Raw genomic sequence first — 16,124 nt, 5'->3', positions numbered from 1 at the left:
GGATCAGAAGCGGACGCGGGCGCCGAGGGTGAAGTAGCGGCCCAGCACGTCGTAATAGGGCGAGAACAGCGACCCCGGCGGGGGATCCTTGTCGAACAGGTTGGAGATGTTGGCGTAGACCTCCATCTGCCGCCCTTCCGCCACCGGCACCTTCATCTGCGCCTGCAGGTCGAAATAGGTGTAGGCGCCGATGTGGTTGTTGGTGAGCGGGACCTGGTTGTTGTACTCGCCCGGCGAGATGTAGCGGGCGCGGACCAGGCCCGAGAAGCTCTTGTCCTCATAGCCGATCGAGCCGTTCACCCGCCATGCCGGCACGCCGAGGCCGAACGAATAGCCCTGCGACCGGACATATTCGAGCTTCACGACGCCATCGTCGGTGGTGAGGCTGTTGACCCAGGTGCCGAGCACGCGGAACTTCATGCGCCCTTCGGACGAGGCGAACAGGCGGTCCAGCGGCAGGACATAGGAGATTTCCGCGTCGATGCCGTCGGTCTTGTAGTTCGCCAGATTGACAAAGGTCGAGACGGTACGGGTGATGTTCCCGGCCCCGTCGCGCTCGACGCGTGCACACAAGGCAGTGTTGCCGTTATAGCAGCGCGTCACCAGATCCTGCGCGGCGACGGTGGTGATGACATCGTCGACGTCGATGTTGAAATAGTCGACCGACAGGTTGAGGCCCGAAACCGCGGGCGGCGAATAGGTGAAGCCAACGGTCCAGGTATCGGCCTTTTCCGGATCGAGATTGGGATTGCCGCCGCCGTTGCTCAGCACATAGACGTTCTGCTTGGTGACCGGGTCGTAGATCGTGTTGTAGCCGGTCGTCGTCTGCGTATAGAGCTCGCTCAGATTGGCCGAGCGGATGTCGCGCGAGCGGGTCGCGCGGCCACGGAAGCCGGGGAAGAACTCGTTGGTGAGGCCGAGCTTCCACGACCAGATCGAGCCCGTCGTGCTATAGTCGCTGACGCGCACCGCGCCGTTGAACTCCAGCTTGCGCAGCAGCGGCGTGTTGTGGATCAGCGGCACCAGCACTTCGCCAAACGCTTCCTTCACATCGAAGCTGCCCGACATCGCCGAGAAGCTGAAGGTGCGGAACGCCTTGGCGGCATCGAGCGCACCGACGGTCTGGACGATGCTCTCCTTGCGCGCCTCGACGCCCACCGCGAACGAGACCGCGCCGGCAGGCAGCGCGAACGGCTCGCCGCGCAAGCTGAGTCCGCCCACATCCAGCTTGGTCGTCGCGCGCTGGCTCGGCGTGCCCGTGACATAGTCGATCGCCGCCTGAGACGGAGCGCCAAGGCCGAACAGGTTGATCGGCACGCAGTTGGTCGAGGGGTTGGTCAGTGCGATCCGGCAGATCGGTGTCCCGCCCGGCCCGGCCACCGCATCGACGGCATTGGCGAACTCACGCGTCAGCAGGAAGCCGGGCGTGTCGATGTTGTTCTGGTACTCGCCATGGCTGTAATAGGCGCTCCAGCGCAGGTTCGAGCCGATCTTGCCGTCGAACGCCAGCGTACCCTGGGTGACCTTCCGCTCGAAATCGATCGTCGGGAAGGATAGATCGCTGTTGAAGCGGCCCATATAGAAGCTCGTCTGGCCGGCATTGGCCAGCGCGGTGCGCACCTGATTCGAGAGGAAGGGATTGTCCGACTTGATCTGGATTCCGGAGGTCGCCGTGCCCTGCACATGCTCGCCGAACCAGATATAGTTGTTGTACATGCGCGAGTGGCGCAGCTCGGCCGTCACCTTGATCGACGGGGTGAGCTCATAGGTCAGGCGTCCGAGCGCGCTGTAGCGGCGCTGCGGGGTCATCAGCGGGCTGAGATCGTCGTTCGATCCGCCCTCGCCACCGGTCATGTAGCCGCCGACCACCCGGCCATAGTTGAAGTCGCGCAGCGAACCGTCGGGGTTGAACGCCTTGCCCTTGAGCACGCCCGAGGTGATCAGGCCGCCATAGGCCGAGGTCGAGAAGCCGACGTCGGGCGTCATCGCGCCGTCGAACGAGGCCCAGCGGCCGATCTTGTCGCGCGCGACCTTGGGCACGATGCCGTTGCTGTTGAAATACTCGCCGCCGATCACGAAGTGGCCGCGACCGTCGGCGAAGCCGAACCCGGCCTTCCCGTCGAAGCGGTGTTGCGCGGCATCGCCATAGGTCGAGAGACCGGCTTCGGCGCCGAGCTGGAGGCCGCTGAACTTCTCGTCGATGCCAATGTTGACGACGCCCGCGACGGCGCCCGAGCCCCATGCCGCGGATGCGCCGCCGGTTACCACCTGCGCGCTGCGGATCAGTACGTTGGGAATGGTGTTGAGATCATTGTCGCTGACGATACGGCGGCCGTCGACCAGAACGAGGGTGCGGTTGATGCCAAGGCCGCGCAGGTCAACCGGGGCATTGCCTGCGCCGGTGTTGGTGCCGGTGGTCTGAGCCGAGGTGGTCGCGCGGAACTGCGGCAGATCGTTCAGCGCCGCGGCGACGTTGGGACGTGCGCCGACCGAGAGATCCTCGGCGGTGACGGTGATCGTGGGGGTCGGCGTATCGAAGTTGCGATCGATACGCGAACCCGTGACGACGATCTCGCCGCCTTCATCGGCGATCGGCGCCTCTGCCGGAGCGGCTTGCTCGTGTGTTGCCGTCTGCGCCCAGGCGGCTGCAGGGATGAAGATTGCTGCGCACGCGCCAACTACACTGCCAAATCGCGTCATATGACCCTCTGTTGCAGCCGGCGGTCCATCGCCGCGGCTTTCACAAGGGAGACGAACGGATTTCACAAAACCGACATCGTTCTGAAATTTTTCCGACCGCAGATCTGTGGAGATGAGCAACGCCTCTTATTCGCGCTCGATCGCCTCTTCCCGATTTCGACATCAACTCGCGATCGAAGGCGGCTGGTACTGCTCGGCTTCGTTCGCCCAGGTCGACGCAAGCCCTCGAAAACCATGCACGGTCCGACGGCCGAGATACCCCATTCGATAGCAGGCATAGATCATGGTGTTCTCGGAGATCGGCTTCCCAGGCTTGGCTCCAGGAAACACATAGTCGCCCTTGGTTTCGCGGCGGCGGCGGCGCAAAAGTTCGACAGCCTGACGCGGCAAGGGCACGATATGTTCGCGATCCATCTTCATGCGTTCGGGTGACAGGCGCCAAATCGGTTCCGCACCTTCAAGTTTCTCGAACTCGCCCCATTTCGCGAAGCGCATCGCGCGTGATCTCACGCCGACGCGGCGTCTCCTCGCCGTCGTAATCCGTGATTGCCCGGACCAGTGCGGGGAACCCGCCGATGAAACCCGCGCCATGTGCTCAACCGGCGGCTTGGGTTTGAGCGCATCGCTCAAACTAAGGGTCGGATCCGACTTGGCCCAGCCGTTGGCGATTGCAAAGCGAAAGACCTGGCTGACGCCCTGCTTGACGCGCCTGCTGATGTCGAGGGCACCCCGTGCCTCAACTAGACGGATCAAACCCAGAATCTCGGGCGCATCGATTTCCGCAATCGCGCGCTTTCCGATGACCGGAGATACATCGCGCTCCATCCGATTGATGACACGCTGGGCATGCCCTGGATCGAGCCCTTCGACGCGATTGGCGTGCCAGGCCCGCGCAATTTCCTCGAACAGCATGAGTGCCTTCCGCTCGCGATTCTTCCGCTCCTTGACTTCTGCGGGATCTCTACCTTGATCGAGCGGCTGTTTGGCCTCTGTCCGCTTCTCGCGAGCGATCGCCAGGTTGACGACCGGATACTTGCCGAAGCTCAGCGGCTTTTCCTTGCCGTCGAAGCGGTATTTCAAGCGCCACAATTTCGAGCCGCTCGGCTGCGCGAGCAGGTGCAAACCATCACCATCCGACAGCTTGTAGGGACACTGTCGCTTGCCGGCATATTTTAGTTCGAGTTCCTTGTGCGGCGTCTGGGGGTATCGCCTGTTCTGGAAACAGGCAAAATCACCCCCAAAATACCCCCAACTCAAATTGACGTGGGCGACCGCAACAGGTCACAGCGGGACACTGCCGCGCACAACGGGCATCAAAAATATTTGATTTTACTTGGAAAAAATCCACCGGCGGCCAAAACGGATCGTCGACGGAAAATGAGGAATGGTAGCGGAGGAGGGACTTGAACCCCCGACCCCAGGATTATGATTCCCGTGCTCTAACCAACTGAGCTACTCCGCCCTACCAAGGCGGCCCGTCACCTGTTCCGGTTCGGGCGAGCGGCGCACATAAGTGGGGTTTTCCGGCCGGTCAAGCGAACATGTGACGCGAAAGCGCTTCCCAGGGGCCATCGCGATAATACCAGGTGGCAAGTCCCGCGATTTCCACTTCGCGCACCCGGAATTCCTTGCCCAACGCGCCCAGCAGCAGCTTCGCCATCGACGGCGCGACCTTGTTCTGGATCGTGACATGCGGCCGCCACGCGCCTGCGTCCTGCGGCATCATCAGCCCAGCGAACGCCCCCGCCAGTTCGCTGCGGATCGTCGCCAGCCCGGGCGATTCGATCTTCACGGCCACCCCTCGCCCTAGTGACATCAGCCCCGTCGCCCTGGCCACGGGCACGCGCACGCCACGCGTCGCGCCGGTCAGCCGGTGCTTCAACTCGTCCTCCACAGAAGGCGGAAGGTGATGGAACAGTGTCAGATGCGCCGCCAGGACGTTGCGCTCGGGCGGATAATGTTCACGCCGCAAAGCGTCAAACGCCGCCTGATCGGCACGGCCGAGCAATGCGGTGACGATGATCGGCGCAGCAGCCATTCCTATCCGTCACCCCGACCTTGCGCCCGGGGTCCACGGAGCCCCGGCAATGCTCTCAACGCGCCACACCATCGCCTGCCGCCCGGTGGATCCCGGCACAAGGCCGGGATGACGGAAGGCACCGCTCAAATCTCGACCTGGCTGCCCAGTTCGACGACACGGTTGGTGGGCAGGCGGAAAAACTCCATCGCGCTTTCCGCGTTGCGCAGCATCCAGGCGAACAGCTTCTCGCGCCAGATCCGCATCCCGGGCCGCTCGGACGGCAACAGGGTCTGGCGGGACAGGAAGAAGCTCGTGTCCATCATGTTGAACACGCCACCGCACTTGCCGCCGCACGCCCCCACCGCCTTCAGTGCGCCGGGCACGTCGGCCTCCTGCATGAAGCCGTAATAGAGCAGCATCCGGTGGAAGCCCTGCCCCAGATCGTCGACCTTCACCCGCGCCTCCTCGGCGACAAAGGGGACGTCGGCGATCTTCACGGTCAGCAGGATCACCCGCTCGTGCAGCACCTTGTTGTGCTTGAGGTTGTGGAGCAGCGCGTGCGGCACGCCCTCGGGGGTCGAGGTCATGAACACCGCAGTGCCGCCCACCCGCGTCGCGGAGCCCGCGGCGGACTGGATGAAAACCTTGATCGGCATCGCGCCTTCACGCATCCGCTCAACCATCAGGCGCCGGCCCTTCGCCCAGGTGGTCAGCAGCGTAAAGATGATCACACCGGCGAACAGCGGGAACCAGCCGCCATCGGGTATCTTGGTCAGGTTCGCGCTGAAATATGCCAGATCGATCAGGAAGAAGACCGCCAGGAACGGGATCGCATAGCGCTTCTTCCACTTCCACAGGCTGAACAGCACCACCGCCAACAGGCAGTTGTCGATCAGCATCGCCCCAGTCACCGCAATGCCATAGGCCGCAGTCAGGTTGGACGAGGTCTGGAAGGTCAGCACCAGCAGGATGATCGCAACCATCAGCGCCCAGTTGATGAGCGGGATGTAAATCTGTCCCGCAGTCGATGCGCTGGTATGCGAGATGCGCAGGCGCGGGATGAAACCGAGTTGGATGCCCTGCTGCGTGACCGAAAAGGCACCGGTGATCACCGCCTGCGACGCGATGATCGCGGCCATCGTCGCCAGCCCCACCAGCGGCAGCCGCAGATATTCGGGGGCGAGCATGTAGAAGGGGCTCTGCAGCGCGGAGGCGTCGCGCATCAGCAGCGCGCCCTGCCCCATATAGTTGCACATCAGCGCCGGCAGCACGAACCACAGCCACGAGATGCGGATCGGCTTGCGCCCGAAATGGCCCATATCGGCATAGAGCGCCTCGGCGCCCGTCACCGCGAGCACGACCGCGCCGAGCGCGAGGAACGCGGCAAGCCCATCACTCAGGAAGAACTGCACCGCATAGTGCGGCGAGAAGGCCCACAGGATCTCGGGCGTCTGGATCGCGCTCAGCACGCCCAGCGTCGCGATCGTCGCGAAATAGGTCAGCATGATCGGCCCGAACATGGCACCGACACGCGCGGTACCGGTCCGCTGGATCGCGAACAGCCCGACCAGCAGGCCCACGGCGATCGGCAGGATCCAACCCTTGGCCGCCGGCGCGGCGACCGCGATGCCCTCGACCGCCGACAGCACCGACACCGCCGGGGTGATCATCGAATCGCCATAGAACAGCGCGGTCGCGAACACGCCGAGCAGTACGATCCCCGCAGTCCAGCGCTTCTGTCCGCTGGCGGCATTGATCAGCGCCAGCAACGCCAGGCTACCGCCCTCGCCCTTGTTGTCGGCGCGCATGATGACGGTGACGTATTTCAGCGTCACGATCAGCAGCATCGACCAGAACATCAGGCTGATGACACCCATGATGTGCGCTTCGTCGAGCGTCAGCGGATGGTGCCCCGCAAAGGCTTCGCGAAACGCGTAGAGCGGGCTGGTACCGATATCGCCGAACACGATCCCGATCGCACCGACGACCAGCTTCGCGATGGCCGCCGGGCGGCCATGTCCGTGATGCTGATCATGGGTAAGATGAGAAGACGAGTCGTCGGCCGGCTCGGGGCTTCCGTTGGCCTCGCTCACGGGAGAAACTTGCGTACCGTGGCGAGCAATGCAGTGGTCATGTCAGACCGGCTACCTGTCCGTTGAAACGGCGGCGCAGTTAGCACGCGCAGCATCGGGGTGCAATTGCAGTGAAATTCACCGTCCCGTGGTGGGAAATAGTGCGTTGGCTTCGCTCCGCGTCGGGACCGCGCGCAGGACGAAGCTGGAACTGATCTTCACCACCCCGGGCAGCCGCCCCATCTCTTCCCGGTGCAGCCGTTCATAGTCGTCGAGGTCGCGGCACAGTATCTTCAGGCGATAGTCGTATCCGCCGGAAACCAGCGCGCATTCGACGATGCCGTCGATCTGCGCCACCGCCGCCTCGAATCGCGCCAGATCCTCACCCACTTCGGTGCCCAGCGTGATGTCGACCATGGCGGTGACGCTGTATCCCAGCCGCCGCAGCCCCAGCCGGGCATTGTAGCCCAGGATATGCCCCGACGCCTCCAGCGCCTGGATGCGACGCGTGCACGCCGATTGCGACAGGCCCACCTGCCCCGCGATCTGGCTCACCGGCGCTCGCGCGTTGATTGCGAGCTGTTTCAGTATCGCCTCGTCAATTCGGTCCATCTTGCATGAATTCCACAATTTTGCGCTAACATCACAATATTCATGCAACCTGCCCGCGCAAGTCACATAAGTTTGCAGAGATTCGCGGCGGCTTCCTGCGTTAGGCTGCGCTCCGAAACAAAACCAAGTTCGGAGAGTGCATGATGCGTGTCGGCGTCCCCAAGGAAATCAAGAATCACGAATATCGCGTCGGTCTCACGCCGTCGCTGGTCGCGGAACTGACCGCGCATGGCCATGACGTGGTCGTGCAGACCAATGCGGGCAGTGGCATCGACATCCAGGACGCCGACTATGTCGCCGCCGGCGCGCGCATCGTCGCCACCGCTGCCGACGTTTTCGCGCAGTCCGACATGATCGTGAAGGTCAAGGAACCGCAGGCCCAGGAAGTGGCGATGCTCGAACCGCGCCATACGCTGTTCACCTATCTCCACCTCGCGCCCGATCCCGAGCAGGCGGCGGGCCTGATCAAGTCGGGTGCGACCTGCATCGCCTATGAGACCGTCACCGCCAACGACCGCTCGCTCCCGCTGCTCAAGCCGATGAGCGAAGTCGCGGGCCGCATGTCCGTGCAGGTCGGCGCGCATTATCTCGAGAAGGAACAGGGCGGCCGCGGCGTGCTGCTCGGCGGCGTCCCCGGCGTCGCGCCGGCCAAGGTCGCGATTCTCGGCGGCGGCGTGTCGGGTATCAACGCCGCGCAGATGGCCACCGGCCTACGCGCCGACGTCACCATCTACGACATCAGCAATGCCCGCCTTGCCGAGCTCGACTTGCACTTCGGCAGCCAGATCAAGACCGCCTATGCCAGCAAGGCAGCGATCGCGGCGGCCGTGACAGAGGCGGAACTGGTGATCGGCGCGGTGCTCGTGCCGGGCGCCGCCGCGCCCCAGCTCGTCACCCGCGACATGCTCAAGACGATGAAGCGCGGCTCGGTGCTGGTCGATATCGCAATCGACCAGGGCGGCTGCTTCGAGACCAGCCGCGCTACCACGCATGAGGACCCGGTCTATGAGGTCGACGGCGTGATCCATTATTGCGTCGCCAACATGCCAGGCGCGGTCGCGCGCACCAGCACCTTCGCGCTTAACAACGCGACGCTGCCGTTCGTGATGAAGCTCGCCAATCTCGGCGCGGAGGCCGCGATGGCGGCCGATGCGCACCTCGCCGCGGGCCTCAACGTCTACAAGGGTGCGATCACCCATGAAGCGGTGGCCGAAGCGCTCAACCTGCCCTTCACGGCCTGGAAGCCGTAACCGGCACGCTCGCCGCCGCTCTTCCCTTTCCCGGGCGGCGGCGGGCAATTCTCAATCGAGTGCGGTCAGCCAGGTCTCGGCGGCGCTCGGTGACAGGAAGATGTTCTGATATTCGACCAAGGTGCGGCGCAGCTGCATCTTGAGCAAGCTGGACTCGACGATGAGCGCGACCCGGTCGCCCTCCCGATAGAGCGCCAGATTGCCCAACCGCATCCGTTCTGCGGCTTCCTGGGTACGGATCGGCGAATTACGCAGGTCGGCGAGCACGCGGACCCTGCCGAAACGCAGCCGGGCATCGCGCACGACGTCACCCACCGCCGAAAGATAGCGGTCGACATCCGCGAGCTGTTGCACGGCGATGCGGTTGATCCGCAGGATCTTGATCCGATCGTCTCGGATGATCTCATACAGGCCGGGCTCCGACGCCACGATCTGACAATCCCCGTCGACCGCCGATGGTACCACCGGTGCCACAGCCCCTCCCCCGATATTTGCTGGGCGGGTGGTTTGCCGTGCTTAGGTAAATAATCCGTATTGAGTAGCGGGCTGCCCTGAAACCGGGGGATTTTCTTGCCTTTCGCGCCCGCTGCGGCTAAGGCGCGCCCCGTCCGACGAGTGGTGCTCACGGAGGGGAGGCGCGGAGAGATGATCTCACGCGCCATTTTCGCTTTGGATGCAAAGCGTTCCGCCTCCCGCCGCAACCGCCCAGCGGATGCCGTGACCGGCATGCGGCCGCCACGGCATTTCGGCCTTCAAGACCGCTGGATCCAACCAGCCGGCCGGAAAAACGATAGTTAGGACTGAACCCTTTATGGCCACTTCGGCAAACCCCACGCGCGACGATTTCGCCGCGCTGCTCGATCAGACCCTTGGCGGTGCTGAGAGCTTCGAAGGCCGCGTCGTCATCGGCACCGTCACCGGCATCGAAAACGATCTCGCCATCATCGACGTTGGCCTCAAGAGCGAAGGCCGCGTGCCGCTGCGCGAATTCGCGGCGCCGGGCCAGCCCGCTGACCTCAAGGTCGGCGACGAAGTCGAGGTCTATGTCGACCGCGTCGAGAATGCGAACGGCGAAGCGATGCTCAGCCGCGACCGCGCCCGCCGCGAAGCCGCATGGGACAAGCTCGAGCTCGAATTCAGCCAGGGCAACCGCGTCGAGGGCGTGATCTTCGGCCGCGTCAAGGGCGGCTTCACCGTCGACCTGTCGGGCGCCGTGGCGTTCCTGCCGGGTTCGCAGGTCGATATCCGTCCGGTGCGCGATGTGCAGCCGCTGATGGACCTGCCGCAGCCCTTCCAGATCCTGAAGATGGACCGCAAGCGCGGCAACATCGTCGTGTCGCGCCGCGCCGTCCTTGAAGAGAACCGCGCTGAGCAGCGTTCGGGCCTGATCCTGAGCCTGGCCGAGGGCCAGGTGATCGACGGCGTCGTCAAGAACATCACCGATTACGGTGCGTTCGTTGACCTCGGCGGCATCGACGGCCTGCTGCACGTCACCGACCTCAGCTACAAGCGCGTCAACCACCCGTCGGAGATGCTGAACATCGGCGACACGGTGAAGGTGCAGATCATCCGCATCAACCGCGACACGCAGCGCATCTCGCTCGGCATGAAGCAGCTCGAGAGCGATCCGTGGGATGGCGCCGGTTCGAAGTACCCGGTCGGCGCGAAGCTGTCGGGCCGCGTGACCAACATCACCGAATATGGTGCGTTCGTCGAGCTGGAAGCCGGCATCGAGGGCCTCGTCCACGTTTCGGAGATGAGCTGGACCAAGAAGAACGTCCACCCGGGCAAGATCGTCTCGACCTCGCAGGAAGTCGAAGTCGTCGTGCTCGAGGTCGATCAGGACAAGCGCCGCATCTCGCTGGGCCTCAAGCAGGCCCATCAGAATCCGTGGGAAGCCTTTGCATCGGCACACCCGGTCGGCACCGAAGTCGAGGGCGAAGTCAAGAACGCCACCGAGTTCGGCCTGTTCATCGGTCTGGACAACGACGTCGACGGCATGGTCCACATGTCGGACATCGCTTGGGGCATCTCGGGCGAGGACGCGCTGGCGCTCCACCGCAAGGGCGAGATGGTCAAGGCCGTCGTTCTGGCCGTCGAGCCGGACAAGGAGCGCATCTCGCTCGGCATGAAGCAGCTTGAGCGCGGTGGCGTCCCCACCGGTGCGGCTGCTGCCGGCGCCAGTGCACGCGTCAACAAGAACGAAGTCGTCACCGTCACCGTCCTCGAAGTCCGCGACGCGGGTCTCGAAGTGCAGGTTGGCGACGATGGCGCGACCGGCTTCATCAAGCGCACCGACCTCGGCCGCGACCGCGACGAGCAGCGTCCGGAGCGTTTCCAGGTCGGTCAGAAGTTCGACGCGATGGTCACCGGCCTCGACCGTTCGAAGAAGCCGACCTTCTCGGTCAAGGCGATGCAGATCGCCGAAGAGAAGCAGGCCGTTGCGCAGTATGGCTCGTCCGACTCGGGCGCGTCGCTGGGTGACATCCTCGGCGAAGCCCTCAAGGCTCGCGAAGAGAAGAAGTGATTGCGTGCGGGGCGGGCGTTTTTTTTCCGCCCGCCCCGCCAATCATTTCAACGGCTTCGCTGCCATGCCTCCTAAAACGGGATTCCCGCCTCAAGATTTTATTGATGCAGGTAAGGAATCGGGCCTAGAATCCGCTCGAGCCAAGACCCCGCGATAGGGCGAGGCGCGTTTCCCGGCACGATTAGCCGGATATTTGGGGATACGCGATGATCCGATCGGAACTCGTGCAGATGCTGGCGGCAGATAATCCCGGCCTCTCCGCGAGCGAGATCGAACGTATCGTAGATACTTTCTTCGAAGAAATTACCAACAGACTGGTCTCCGATGGCCGGGTCGAGTTGCGCGGCTTCGGCGCCTTCTCCACCCGCTCTCGCGATGCGCGCACAGGCCGCAACCCACGCACTGGCGAAACCGTCGATGTCGACGCAAAGCGCGTGCCCTATTTCAAGCCAGGCAAGGAAATGCGCGGACGCTTAAACGTCTGACGCGCTTGGCACTTACCCTTTGAGCCGATAGAGCCGTCCGATGCGCGCGGGCGTGGCGGAATGGTAGACGCACCGGACTTAAAATCCGTTGGGCTTTGGCCCGTGGGGGTTCAAGTCCCCCCGCCCGTACCAGCAACCTGGTTTCAGCGACGGCGCTGCCCTGTCGACTGACGCACCGTCAGCGTCGGCGCAACAACCACCGGTCCATCCGGCACGTCGTGCCCCCCCCGTTCGGCAATGATCAGTTCGACCGCACGCGCGGTTACGTCGGCGATCGGTTGGGTAACCGCCGTCAGCGGCGGGTGATTGAAGCGCGCGATCGGCGTATCGTCAAAGCTCACCAGCGAAAGGTCACCGGGCACTGCCAATCCGCCTTCGCGTGCGATCTCCAGCGCCCCCAACGTCATCTGATCGTTACTGGCGATGATCGCCGTCGCGCCGGCATCCAGCAACAGCGGTGTGGCGGCGCGGCCCGACTGGCGCGAGAAATCCCCTTGTGCAAGCAAGCCGTCCGTCGGCAGCCCCGCTTCGGCCATGGCTGCCCGCCAGCCATCCACGCGCCAACCGCTCAGTTCATACTCGTCGGGCCCGGCGATCAGTCCGATCCGTTCATGGCCAAGTTCGATCAGATGCCGCGTGGCTAGGCCCGCGGCGATATCGTCGCCCATCGTCAGCCGGAATCCCGGTCCTTCGGCGAGCGAACCGATCCGCGCGAGCCCGATATGCGCGTCGTCGAGCAGCGCCAGGATCGCGGGATTGGCCGAGTGCGGCGGCGTCAGGATCACCCCGTCGGGCTGCAGTGCCGCCAGTGCCGCGCTCAGTTCGCGTTCGATATGATCGCTATGCGTATCGACCAGCTCGACGATCAGGCGATAGCCATGCTCGGCGCAGGTCAACATCCCGCCCAGAAGCATCTGATCGACCCAGTCGGTGCCGTCGCGCGCGCGCCAGCCGTCGATTGTACGTTCGCGATCGTTCAACGCCATGATGAGGTAGGATCGCGATCCGCTCATCCGCTGCGCGGCGATCGATGGCACATAGCCGAGCTTGGCAATCGAGGCGCGGACGCGCTCAGCCATTTCGGGCCGAACGTTCGGCTCCTTGTTGATGACGCGACTTACCGTCTGGAGCGACACTCCAGCGTCGGCGGCGACGTGCCGGATCGTAACGGCCTGTTTGCGGCGTGCCATGCGTCAGTCCGTTCCTTCAGGCCACCAGCGGGTCGGCCGAGCCGCAATATTGTGCAACATAGGCATGATGATCGGGCAGCGTCGCGACGGTGCGCGTCACATCCTCTCGCAGCGTCGCCATCAGCCGCACCAGTTCCTCGTCCGACAGCTTCTCCGCGATCGGATGCCAGCTGCGCGGATCGATCCCCTGCCCCATCATCACCTGCACCCAGCTATTCTCCGCGAACAATTCCTCATTCTTGCGGAAGGTGCGACCAGTTTCGCGGAACAGTTCGATCTTCTGCGCCAGCGAATCCGGCACCGGCATGTTCGCGACGTGCCGCCAGAAGGCGCTGTCGCGCCGGTCGGTAGCCTTGTAGTGCAGGATCACGAAGTCACGGATCTGCTCGATATCCTGACGTTGCTGCTCGTTGAACTCTGCGGCGTCGCGCTCGCTGACCCGGCCGTTGGGCATCAGCCGTACGAAGCGCAGTACCGCGCGCTGGATCAGATGTACCGTGGTGGCCTCCAGCGGCTCGACGAAGCCGCCTGACAGGCCGATAGCGACGCAGTTGCGATACCATTGCTTGCGCCGCACACCGCCGCGGAACTTGATGTCGAACGGCTCGATCAACGGCTCCCCCACGGTCGAGATCAACCGGTGATGCGCCTCGTCGCGCGACAGATAGCCGCTTGAATAGACGATGCCCGCACCCATGCGATGTTGCAGCGGAATCCGCCATTGCCAGCCGGCATCGTGAGCGATCGCCTGGGTATAGGGCTGAGGCGGTCCCAGATGCTTCGCCTGCACCGCGATGGCGCTGTCGTTGGGCAGCCAATGTCCCCAATCCTCGAACCCGGCGTGCAGCGCGCCCTCGATCAACAATCCGCGAAAACCCGTGCAGTCGACGAACATGTCGCCCTCGATCCGCCGTTCGCCGTCGAGATGCAGCGCGGCGATGTCCCCGGTCTCACCATTCAGTTCGACACGCTGGATTTTTCCCTCGACGCGCTTGGTGCCCGCCTCTTCCGCCAGCTTGCGCAGATAGCGGCCATACAGCGTCGCATCGACGTGATAGGCATAGTTCATCCGGTCGTGCGGCAGATGCGCGAACTTGCCCTGCATCGCCGCCGCCAGCTCAAGGCAATAGTCGTCATAGGGCTCGGGGAAGCCGCGCGAGCGGGCGTAGAGCCAGAAATGCTGGAACCCGGCCGACCAGTGATCCTTGCCCGACAGGCCGAAGCTGTGAAAATAGCTGTGCCCGTCATGCTTCCAATTGTCGAACAGGATGCCGAGCTTGAAGGTCGCCTGTGCCGCCGCCATGAACTCGGCCTCGCCGATACCCAGGATGCGGTTGAAATTGACCAAGGGCGGGATGGTCGACTCCCCCACGCCGATCGTGCCGATCTGTTCGGATTCCACCAGGGTCAGGTCGATCGTATGGCCCAAGGTCCGGCTGATCGCGGCGGCGGCCATCCAGCCCGATGTGCCGCCACCGGCAATGACGACGCGCGTAGGACGCTTCCCGCTCATTGGCTGAGCTGCCGCAACAGATAGGCGCGGATGCGCGAAGCGGTCTCGGGTGTCAGCGGGTCCAGGATACCCCGGGTTCCTTCGGGCAGATGTTCCGTCACGTCATCCCCATTGGCAAAGACATAATGGTCGAACAGCGCGTGCCACCGCGCCTTCTCGCTCGCCGGCAAATCACGGATCGCGAGCAGGGCATGATGCAGCGCGTCTTCGGGCTGGCCGAGCCAGCCCGGCGTCTCGCGCCACCAGTAATTGATCAGCACATTGAACGGCGCCAGCCCCTCGACATGGTGGTACCACATCGAAGGGATGAAGATCGCGTCGCCCGGCTCCAGCTCGGCGACCTGCCCCTGAGCGAGCGCGTCACGGAAGTTCGGGTGCGCGGCGAAGTCCGGCGCCGCGAAATCGACCATGCTTACCGGGCGCCCCGCAGGCGTGTTGTCGAGCGGCCCCAGATAGAGGTTGCGGAACTGATCGGGCGGAAACAGCGTGAAACGCCGGCGTCCGACCGCGACACAGGCGAGATTGTCGGGAAAGTCGTTGTGCGCTGCGATCCGTGTGTACGTCCCCATCCAGATGCCTGCGCGGCAGCGGTGTTCACCCAGCTCGACATGGTTATCGGCGTGCAGCCCGTCGAAATAGTCATGCACGTCGGTCGAGGCGACATAGATGGGCGCGGCCATGGGGTCGCCTTCAGCTGTATCGATGTCTGCGAAGATGTCGGTCAGCCGCCCACGCAGGGTGCGAAAGTTCACCGCCATCGCCGGATCGTAGAATATACGCTCATCGCCCGCCGCATTGCCGACCGCGACCGTGAAGGGGACATCGCGGTGCTTGCTCAGCAGATAGGCGCGAGCTTCCTGCGCCGATCGCCTGCCGGCAGCGACCAGCGGCCAGTCGAAAGCCAGTCCACGTACCACGAAGGGTGCCTTCGCTTCACGCAGCCGTGCGTCGAGCTCAGCGTCATTCGCGACAGCGACCTCCCGTATGGCGGCAAGTCCGCTCAACGAGCCTGGATCGGCCTCAGCCATCGCCCAACCGCTTGTTCTTGCGCGCAACCAATGCGTTGAAGTTGCCGACCGAGGCCACCGCCATAAAGATCGGCATCAGATGCCCGTCAGCATGCAATGCGCCGAGCGAAGCGGCGTCGAGCGCGGCCAGCCGCGCCTCGTCGATCACATGAAAGCCGACCAGCCGATTGACCGATCCGTCGTCCAGCGTAATCTCCAGCGTCAACGGCTCAAGCAATTCGTGGCGCCGCAGCGCCGTGAAGAAGTCGCCCGAGGCGCGCCAACCTTCGTCCAGTTCGCCCAACTGCTCCGCGACGGATTCCAGATAGGGAGTCGGTCGCCCCGCATCGTCGAACACTTGCTCGCCATCCGCGCCGATCCGCGGGCTCGCCAGATCGACATGCACCTGCTTCGCTCCATCCGCGCCGCCGATCAGGAAAGGCTGGATATTGATCGCGAGCGGGACATAATCCGCATCCCAGACCCCGCGCTCCAGAAACAGATTCTCCCCTTCCTGAAAGCCGAACAGCGCGAGCGCTGTGAACGCGTCGCGCTCGGCATTGCGCCGGAACAGGATCGGATAATGGACCTGCACGCGCCGGAACTCGGCAGGCATCGTCACACAGCTCATCACCCCGTCGCCCAGCGCGACACCGTGGTCGCGGCGGATGCGGAGATCGCGATGCGCCTCCGCCGTCAGCATTGCATGACTCGTCGTCGTCACCGTTTCGTCCATTGCCTCTCCAGC

13 protein-coding genes and 2 tRNA genes are annotated in these 16,124 nt (G+C 64.0%); 4 read left to right on the top strand and 11 right to left on the bottom strand.

Going from position 1 to position 16,124, the window contains the following annotated elements:
• Positions 1-3: 3 nt before the first annotated feature.
• The 6 genes from AC07M1_RS08150 to AC07M1_RS08125 form a co-directional block, all read right to left on the bottom strand.
• Positions 4-2,700, bottom strand: coding sequence for a TonB-dependent receptor domain-containing protein (locus AC07M1_RS08150; RefSeq protein ID WP_495162043.1), 2,697 nt, complete (start codon positions 2,698-2,700; stop codon positions 4-6).
• Between the two features lie 162 nt (positions 2,701-2,862).
• The gene (locus AC07M1_RS08145) at positions 2,863-3,957 is read right to left on the bottom strand and encodes a tyrosine-type recombinase/integrase (protein WP_495162042.1); all 1,095 of its coding nucleotides are present in this window, start codon (positions 3,955-3,957) and stop codon (positions 2,863-2,865) included.
• Between the two features lie 128 nt (positions 3,958-4,085).
• Positions 4,086-4,162 (bottom strand) — tRNA-Met (locus tag AC07M1_RS08140).
• A gap of 69 nt (positions 4,163-4,231) precedes the next feature.
• A complete protein-coding gene (locus AC07M1_RS08135; RefSeq protein ID WP_495162041.1) occupies positions 4,232-4,738 on the bottom strand; it encodes a 2'-5' RNA ligase family protein in 507 nt (168 codons plus the stop codon).
• A 125-nt stretch (positions 4,739-4,863) separates the two neighbouring features.
• On the bottom strand, positions 4,864-6,813 hold the full coding sequence (locus tag AC07M1_RS08130) for a potassium transporter Kup (protein ID WP_495162040.1): 1,950 nt from the start codon (positions 6,811-6,813) through the stop codon (positions 4,864-4,866).
• Between the two features lie 117 nt (positions 6,814-6,930).
• On the bottom strand, positions 6,931-7,404 hold the full coding sequence (locus AC07M1_RS08125) for an Lrp/AsnC family transcriptional regulator (RefSeq protein WP_495162039.1): 474 nt from the start codon (positions 7,402-7,404) through the stop codon (positions 6,931-6,933).
• A 143-nt stretch (positions 7,405-7,547) separates the two neighbouring features.
• On the opposite strand from AC07M1_RS08125, the gene ald reads away from it, so the two are divergent.
• Positions 7,548-8,654, top strand: a complete 1,107-nt coding sequence (gene ald / locus AC07M1_RS08120; protein WP_495162038.1) for an alanine dehydrogenase — start codon at positions 7,548-7,550, stop codon at positions 8,652-8,654.
• 51 nt (positions 8,655-8,705) lie between these two features.
• Here the strand turns inward: ald and AC07M1_RS08115 are convergent, their stop codons facing one another.
• Positions 8,706-9,083 (bottom strand): hypothetical protein, encoded by a 378-nt coding sequence (locus AC07M1_RS08115; protein WP_495162037.1) that lies wholly within the window; start codon positions 9,081-9,083, stop codon positions 8,706-8,708.
• A gap of 382 nt (positions 9,084-9,465) precedes the next feature.
• On the opposite strand from AC07M1_RS08115, the gene rpsA reads away from it, so the two are divergent.
• From rpsA to AC07M1_RS08100, 3 genes are all read left to right on the top strand, one after another.
• The gene (gene rpsA / locus AC07M1_RS08110; protein ID WP_495162036.1) at positions 9,466-11,181 is read left to right on the top strand and encodes a 30S ribosomal protein S1; all 1,716 of its coding nucleotides are present in this window, start codon (positions 9,466-9,468) and stop codon (positions 11,179-11,181) included.
• A 206-nt stretch (positions 11,182-11,387) separates the two neighbouring features.
• Entirely contained in the window at positions 11,388-11,666 is a 279-nt protein-coding gene (locus AC07M1_RS08105; RefSeq protein ID WP_495162035.1) for an integration host factor subunit beta, read from the top strand.
• A 46-nt stretch (positions 11,667-11,712) separates the two neighbouring features.
• Positions 11,713-11,798 (top strand) — tRNA-Leu (locus AC07M1_RS08100).
• 11 nt (positions 11,799-11,809) lie between these two features.
• Here AC07M1_RS08100 and AC07M1_RS08095 read toward each other — a convergent pair.
• Genes AC07M1_RS08095 through AC07M1_RS08080 form a run of 4 tightly spaced genes read right to left on the bottom strand, consistent with a single transcriptional unit; the run spans position 11,810 to position 16,112 of the window.
• Positions 11,810-12,856, bottom strand: a complete 1,047-nt coding sequence (locus tag AC07M1_RS08095; protein ID WP_495162034.1) for a LacI family DNA-binding transcriptional regulator — start codon at positions 12,854-12,856, stop codon at positions 11,810-11,812.
• Between the two features lie 16 nt (positions 12,857-12,872).
• Positions 12,873-14,369, bottom strand: a complete 1,497-nt coding sequence (locus tag AC07M1_RS08090; protein WP_495162033.1) for a tryptophan halogenase family protein — start codon at positions 14,367-14,369, stop codon at positions 12,873-12,875.
• Positions 14,366-15,397, bottom strand: a complete 1,032-nt coding sequence (locus AC07M1_RS08085) for a cupin-like domain-containing protein (protein ID WP_495162032.1) — start codon at positions 15,395-15,397, stop codon at positions 14,366-14,368. The genes AC07M1_RS08090 and AC07M1_RS08085 overlap by 4 nt, the downstream gene beginning before the upstream one ends.
• Complete coding sequence (locus tag AC07M1_RS08080) at positions 15,390-16,112, bottom strand: SapC family protein (protein ID WP_495162031.1); 723 nt, start codon at positions 16,110-16,112, stop codon at positions 15,390-15,392. Before AC07M1_RS08080 ends, AC07M1_RS08085 begins: the two co-directional genes overlap by 8 nt.
• Between the last annotated feature and the right edge of the window lie 12 nt (positions 16,113-16,124).

The sequence above is a fragment of the Sphingomonas sp. GW821-FHT10C01 genome (assembly GCF_059415525.1).
Note: the sequence above shows the minus strand (reverse complement) of the source record. Positions and strands in the feature narration are given on the sequence as shown.